Below are 1,495 nucleotides of genomic sequence, written 5' to 3'. Positions count from 1 at the left end.
CGATGGCCACCAGATTGGTGTCTTCCTGATACCACGGGTCCAGCAGGTTGACGGCATCGGTGACGGCTGCGTCCAGGTTGGCATAGTCGGCGCCGTCCACGTCGCCGATGATGACCTTGCTCGGCATGCCGGCGGCGACCAGGCCCAGCACGCGCTCGGGCGCCAGCTCGCGCAGGTGCTGCAGCCAGCCCTTGTTGACATCCTGCAGCAGCGGATTGGCATCCAGATCGGTGTCGGCCATGGCTTTCACGCCATTGAAGCCGATGACGATGCGGTCCAGCGCCTGGCGCGTCAAAATGGCGTTGGCCACGCGCGACTGGAAGTCGGGGAACTTGGCCCACGCGTCCAACTTCGCATAGTTCAAATGCGTGTCGAAGTTGGTTTGCTCGCAGCGGTATTTGGTGCCGTCCAGGGTGGACAGGTCGCGCGTCTTGCGTTCCTTGTCCTTGGTATTGGTGCGGCCGGCAATCGGGCCGGACACGCCCAGGCCCAGCTTTTCGCCTTCCTGCTCGGTCACGCCGATGATGTTCACTTTCGACAGAAACTCGCTCGATTCCTGCATCTTGTTTTCCAGCTTTTGCTGCACGCTGGGCGTGACGCTGAACGTCTTGGCCACATTGTCCGTGTCGTTCAACTGGCCCAGGCGGGTTTCGTATTGGCCAAAGACCTGGCGCGTTTGCTTTTTCATAAATCAGTGCTCCGTTGTTGAATGGGGTAGGTGGATAGCGCGGGGTCTTAGAACTCGGTCTGCACGGCGCCGTCGTTGCCGGTCGCGGCCGGGCGGCGCGGGCCGTTGCCAGGCGCCTCGTCCATCTGCGCCTTGAAGGAGGCCAGGTCGTCCTGCGTGGCCTTCAAGGCTGTTTCGGTTTTCTCCAGGCGGGCCAGGGTTCCCGTGTAGTTGTCGTTGACGGTGACGACGTGGCCGGCCAGCGCCTCGACGGCTTCGCTGATGTCGGCGAACTGCGCGGCGTCGGCGCCGGATTTATTCGAAAAGCGCGACAGCAGGTTTTTTACGGCGTCGGCCAGCTTGATGCCCTGCGGCTCGTCAAATTCCAGCGTCACCTCGACGGCGGAAGTGAACAGGTTGGCGCTTTGCTGCTTGCGGCCAGCGGAGAATTTCAGCGCCTCGGTGCCCAAGCTGGCCGGACTGTCGGTGACGCCCAGGCCGACCAGATAGGGCTGCGACGAGTCGGCAAAGTCGGGTTGAATTTCCAGGCTGGTGTACAGCTTTTGTTTCGCCTTGTTGATGGCGACCAGCTCCGGCGTGGGTTCGATCTGCGCGAACAGGGCCAGTTTCTTGCCACTATCGGTGTCCACTTCCTCTGCTTTCACGGCGATCACGTCGCCGTAGGCCTTGAACTGGCTGTCGGGCAGGATGCCGCGAATGTGTTCCAGCCAGATGCGCGCGCCGTAGGTTTTTGGGTTGTAGGTGGCGGCGATCTGCTCGATGGTGGCGCGGTCGATGTTGCGGCCGTCCGTGGTGGCGCCTTCGGTG

Annotated in this window: 2 protein-coding genes; both read right to left on the bottom strand. The window is 62.3% G+C overall.

The window, feature by feature from the left end; translation table 11 throughout:
* Nucleotides 1-688 (bottom strand): P2 family phage major capsid protein (locus JAB6_RS26000; protein ID WP_070305583.1); only part of this gene is annotated, 688 nt, incomplete at its 3' end.
* 47 nt (nt 689-735) lie between these two features.
* The coding region (locus tag JAB6_RS25995; protein WP_070305581.1) for a GPO family capsid scaffolding protein at nt 736-1,495 on the bottom strand (760 nt) is incomplete at its 5' end.

Origin of the sequence: Janthinobacterium sp. HH104, from assembly GCF_001758715.1 — a bacterium.
In the GTDB taxonomy this organism is placed as follows: domain Bacteria; phylum Pseudomonadota; class Gammaproteobacteria; order Burkholderiales; family Burkholderiaceae_D; genus Janthinobacterium; species Janthinobacterium aestuarii.
The sequence above is the reverse complement of the archived record's forward strand: the minus strand, read 5'-3'. Positions and strand labels throughout refer to the sequence as shown.